4 protein-coding genes, 2 tRNA genes and 1 pseudogene are annotated in these 4,764 nt (G+C 64.6%); 3 read left to right on the top strand and 4 right to left on the bottom strand.

Features of this window, described 5'->3' with window-relative positions; all coding sequences use genetic code 11:
* On the bottom strand, window positions 1-463 hold a 463-nt coding region (locus AC1D34_RS34205), incomplete at its 3' end, for a protein-L-isoaspartate O-methyltransferase family protein (protein ID WP_476826641.1).
* 579 nt (window positions 464-1,042) lie between these two features.
* Window positions 1,043-1,117: transfer RNA gene (locus AC1D34_RS34200), tRNA-Asn, on the bottom strand.
* A gap of 193 nt (window positions 1,118-1,310) precedes the next feature.
* Between AC1D34_RS34200 and AC1D34_RS34195 the strand changes: the two genes are divergently transcribed.
* From AC1D34_RS34195 to AC1D34_RS34185, 3 genes are all read left to right on the top strand, one after another.
* Window positions 1,311-1,384: transfer RNA gene (locus tag AC1D34_RS34195), tRNA-Cys, on the top strand.
* 154 nt (window positions 1,385-1,538) lie between these two features.
* Window positions 1,539-1,832, top strand: a complete 294-nt coding sequence (locus AC1D34_RS34190; RefSeq protein WP_441489886.1) for a hypothetical protein — start codon at window positions 1,539-1,541, stop codon at window positions 1,830-1,832.
* 127 nt (window positions 1,833-1,959) lie between these two features.
* Window positions 1,960-3,414 (top strand): cryptochrome/photolyase family protein, encoded by a 1,455-nt coding sequence (locus tag AC1D34_RS34185; protein ID WP_441505831.1) that lies wholly within the window; start codon window positions 1,960-1,962, stop codon window positions 3,412-3,414.
* A 23-nt stretch (window positions 3,415-3,437) separates the two neighbouring features.
* Here AC1D34_RS34185 and AC1D34_RS34180 read toward each other — a convergent pair whose 3' ends face one another.
* Together AC1D34_RS34180 and AC1D34_RS34175 are read right to left on the bottom strand one after the other, a co-directional pair.
* Window positions 3,438-4,445 (bottom strand): DUF2891 domain-containing protein, encoded by a 1,008-nt coding sequence (locus AC1D34_RS34180; protein ID WP_441505832.1) that lies wholly within the window; start codon window positions 4,443-4,445, stop codon window positions 3,438-3,440.
* Window positions 4,432-4,764 (bottom strand): annotated as a pseudogene (locus tag AC1D34_RS34175) (hypothetical protein); the annotation flags it as partial. The gene AC1D34_RS34180 and the pseudogene AC1D34_RS34175, both read right to left, overlap by 14 nt.

Here is a 4,764-nt window from a genome sequence, read left to right as displayed (position 1 = left end):
CTGGAACGGTCTCGCAGGCGCCGCTGACGAGAATCGCGTCGAAATGAGATTCGGCAGGCCGTGTGGCGCTGAGCGTGACGCCAACAGCGCCAGCCAGCGCAAGCGCGCCACGAGCCTGATCCAGGGCAGCCGCATCAGGCTCCCAAAGCGTGGCGACCGCGCCCATATCCGACATCAATGCAGCGCCATATCCCGTGCCGCCGCCATATTCGAGCACGCGCTCGCCAGGCTGAATGCCGAGCATCTGGATCATCCGCACGATCACCATCGGCGTCATCAGCGCCCGGCTCGTACCCGGCAAGGCGACAGACTGATCGAGATAGGCAAGGTGGGAGAGTTCGGCGGGAAGAAATGCTTCGCGCGGAACGCGGTCGGCAGCCGTGAGAACCGCACGGTCCGTCACGTCATAGGTCCGCAACTGGCAATCGACCATCATCCGGCGCAGCTCGGTGAAGCTGTCCATATCCTCAATCTCCGTCTGCGCGGCGCGTGTTCGCCGTCCTCAGCTTTTGTTCGAGGCGGTCGCAAAAGGCAAGATGGCCGCGGCAGGACACCGGTTCGGCTGCAGCGAGTTCTCACAGCTGAGGAGCACATGCGCGCCGCATCCACAGACGACCTGACGGCGTCGTCGCGAGGCAATCCGGCCAAGATTCGACCGGCAGGATTCTGCCGGCGACATCTCGATTGATCTGCGATCGCGGCCTCTGAATCAGACCGGTTTGGATTCGGTCATTCTGCCCAATAGCGATCGCTCAGCGATCCCTCGATCCTGATCATGACATCGAGAGGGCTCGGCCCATCCTCTCCAGGCAGCTCCGCGCCCGCGCCGTCGATCGGCGCCTGGCGGCCACGCCCTGATCAACGAACCTCGGCGGATCGTGGTGAGGGGATCGCGCAAGGGCGGACGCGCATTACGCGCCGACATGCCGAGAGCTCGGATCAGCAAAAGCGCATAAGATTCTGAAATCGCGAGCCGACACGCTGCCGCCCCCTCGTAGAGGAGATGGCACACGGGCATCAATTTCATGAATGTAAGAAGTGTTGGCTCCCGGAGCAGGATTCGAACCTGCGACCAATCGATTAACAGTCGATTGCTCTACCGCTGAGCTATCCGGGACCGATGGCCGGGGTAATAGCGACGCCTTTGTCCGGGCGCAAGCCCTTTAAGACACTTCGATGGCAGGAATTCCGCTCATCCACAGGTGACCATAGGTCATCATGACGAATGCTGCTGTTCCCGGTTGCGGGCCGGCGCGCCATGTGGTTATAGGCGGCCCTAGGACATCACCGCAGCGTGACTGTCCCCGGATGGCCTCGTGGCGGAGTGGTTACGCAGAGGACTGCAAATCCTTGCACCCCGGTTCGATTCCGGGCGAGGCCTCCACCTCCTTAACATGATGCGCTGACTGCCCTGATCCTCGCGAAAGCGAGGCATCTGTGCCTTGCGCGAGATGAACGGTTCCGGACAATCCCGTTCATCACCGGTTCGAGCCCGATCGGCTTCCATGCTGTCGATCCGATTCACCTGGAGACGAATCATGCGAAACTTTTTCCTCGCCTCGGCCCTGATGCTGGGCCTGACGGCTGCCCTGCCCGCAGCCGCACTCGCAGCGCCACCGACCACGGCTGGCGACCTGCTGAGCGGGACGTCCGACATTCAGCAGGTTCAGTATCGCGACTGGCGCCATGGCCGGGGACACTATTCTCACGGTTATCGCTACGGTCCCCCACGCGGCTATTACGGCCGCCGCCATTACGGCCCGCCGCCCTATGGCTATGCACGCGGGCACTGGCGCCATCGCCAGTATTACGGCCGGCCCTATTACCGCTGATAGCGCCGCATACCGGCCCGGAGGTCGATTCTCCCGCCCGGAAGCAATGCCAGGATCGGCGCCTTGACGGCGCCGATTTCGCGTGAGCCGCTGGTGCAGGCTATCGGGAGGCAGGCTATCAGGAGGGATGAGCGCCTCCTCCCTGTTCTGGTTCCGCGACGATCTGCGTCTCGCCGACAATCCTGCCCTTTGCGCAGCTGCGGCCCATGGCCCCGTCCTTTGCCTCTACATCCTCGACGAATCACCGAAACGGCGCGTGCTGGGCGGCGCAGCGCGCTGGTGGTTGTCACGCTCTCTCGCCGCGCTCGCCGAAGAGCTGGGCGCGCGCGGCGGCAGGCTCGTCCTGATGCGGGGAGACCCTGCCAGGTTGATTCCCATGGTCGTGGCCGCAACAGGCGTCGACCTCGTCACCTGGAATCGTCGCTACGAGGCCGCCGCCATTGCGCTTGATTCTGAGGTGAAGCGCGAACTGACCCAGGCCGGCACGACCGTCGCGAGCTACAATGCCAGCCTGCTCAACGAACCCTGGCAGATCGCAACGGGCTCCGGCACGCCCTTCAAGGTCTTCACGCCCTATTGGCGCGCAGTCCGGGCGCGCGGCGAGCCGGCAGCTCCTGCCCCAGCCCCCACACAGCTGAGACCGCTGCCTCTCCCCGAATCGCTGAAACCGCTTGCCCTCGATCATGAGAGGCTGATGCTGGAACCGACCGCGCCCGATTGGGCTGGAGGCATGCGCGAGGCCTGGATTCCGGGCGAGGCTGGCGCGACGGGCGCCGTCTCCTCTTTCCTCGGCGAGGCGATCGCAGGCTACAGCGAGGGTCGCAATCGTCCCGACAAGGTCTCGACCTCGCGCCTCTCTCCGCATCTGCGCTTCGGTGAAATCGGGCCCCGCCAGCTCTGGCACGCCACGCTGGCAGCCCGGCATGCAGGAGAAATCCCGGGCAGCGCCGGCGATGCAGAGAAATTTCTCTCCGAAATCGGCTGGCGTGAATTCTCCTACCACCTGCTCTTCCATCACCCTGACCTGGCGACGCAGAACTTCAACGCGCGTTTCGACGCTTTTCCATGGCGACAGGACGATGCCGCGCTGCACGCCTGGCAACGCGGGCTGACAGGCTATCCGATCGTCGATGCCGGCATGCGCGAACTCTGGACGACCGGCTGGATGCATAATCGCGTGCGGATGATCGTCGCGTCCTTCCTGATCAAGCACCTGCTCATAGACTGGCGCGAAGGCGAGCGCTGGTTCTGGGACACTCTGGTTGACGCCGACCCCGCCAATAATCCCACGAGTTGGCAATGGGTTGCGGGATCGGGCGCCGATGCCGCTCCCTATTTCCGCATCTTCAACCCAGTGACGCAGGGCGAGAAATTCGACCCCGACGGCACCTATGTCCGACGCTGGATTCCGGAACTCGGTCAGCTTCCAGCCCCGGAGATCCACAGTCCCTGGACGCTTTCGCCTGGCAAGCTCGCGGCCGCTGGCGTCCGGCTCGGAGAAACCTATCCACGCCCGATCATCGATCTCGGTTTTGGCCGGCAGCGGGCGCTCGATGCCCTTGCGTCCCTGGGTCGCGCATAGCCTGCCTGCCGTGCTTCGTGCCCTCATCCTTCGAGCGCGAGCACGGCAAAGCTCGCGAGCCAGTGTTCGCCCATATAGTCGCCGGCGATATGGGGAAGCCCGGCCGCCAGGTGCCGTGCGGCAGCGTCCTCTGCCAGGGTTCGGCGCGGATCGCCCGGCGGCAGCGCCGCGGAGAGCGCGCGCCAGCACCACGCCCGGCTGAGATTCAGACCATCGAGATGGGCGATCTTGCCATCCGTGCGATCGCTGACAGTCGCCGGCCGGAACAGGGTTTCCGGTCCGCTGTCGGCAAGCCTGGGCAGGAAGACGTCGAACCAGGGCAGAAATTCCTCCCCTGGCAGGAGACGCCTCATGCATTCCGCCTCGATCAGCGCCGAGGACAGGAAGTCGTCGCCGCTCGGCTCGCCCCAGGCCGGGCAATCCGCATCCCCGCCGTACCAGCGCCTGCCGGTGTCTCGCAGCAGCGCCATGAAGGCGTCGTCCCGCGTCACCGCAGCATAGTCTGCCGCCATCCTGAGGCCGAAGGCCGTGTTGAAATGCGTGCCCACGCGGACCGGATAGGTCGCGAGCGGCAGAAAGTCGCGAAAGCGCTGAGCGAATGCGTCCGCCAGCGGCGCGAGCATCTGCGACCAGCGCTGGTCGTCATGCAGGTGCAGTTCCTCGGCCAGTTTCAAAAGCCAAGCCCAGCCATAGGGCCGCTTGAAGCCGCGCGCCGTCGGCGCCGCAAGATAGGCGCACTCGACGGCGACCTTGTCCGCGACGAACTGTTCGTCGAACAGGGCGCAGATATCTCCGGCATTCGGAAGGTCCGGAAAGCGGCGCAGCAGGCGCGCCAGCATCCAGTAGCTGTGAACGCAGGAATGCCAGTCATAGCTGCCATAGAAGACCGGATGGAGTTCACGCGGCGTTCGGGCGTCTTCGGGGCCGGCCAGGACATGATCAGGCTTGTTGGGGTATTCGCGCCGGACGTGCCCCAGCGCAATGGCGGCGAAGCGAGCCGCCAGTTCCGGCGTAAGATCAGATCGTGTCATCGGCATTCCCTTCGATTGACATGGCACGACCGGAGATTCCGGTGACCGGACAATCCTTGCGTGACCTTGCGAGCAGCGCCTCGAGCAGGCGCGGCATGATGTAGATCGGCAGCTGAGTCGCTGCGAAGTAAAGTGCCATCCGCGGGGTTGCAGCAGTACCAAGCGCCGACCAGACCAGACCGACATTGCGGTTCCCGAGAATCAGGCCGACCGCCAGGCGTTCGCGCAAGGAACCCGGCAGCACCAGGACCCCGCCAAGCTGCATGCCGAGATTGCAGGCGAAGGCAAGCGCCAGGCAGATGATGGCCGCCTGAGGATC

It is taken from the genome of Allobosea sp. P1_A7 (genome assembly GCF_056406775.1).
Note: the sequence above shows the minus strand (reverse complement) of the source record. Positions and strands in the feature narration are given on the sequence as shown.

What these genes read in the sequence shown, in the direction of transcription:
- AC1D34_RS34180 (WP_441505832.1), bottom strand. Translation starts at nt 4,445, where the DNA reads ATGACACGATCTGATCTTACGCCGGAACTGGCGGCTCGCTTCGCCGCC.
- AC1D34_RS34185 (WP_441505831.1), top strand. Translation starts at nt 1,960, where the DNA reads ATGAGCGCCTCCTCCCTGTTCTGGTTCCGCGACGATCTGCGTCTCGCC.
- AC1D34_RS34190 (WP_441489886.1), top strand. Translation starts at nt 1,539, where the DNA reads ATGCGAAACTTTTTCCTCGCCTCGGCCCTGATGCTGGGCCTGACGGCT.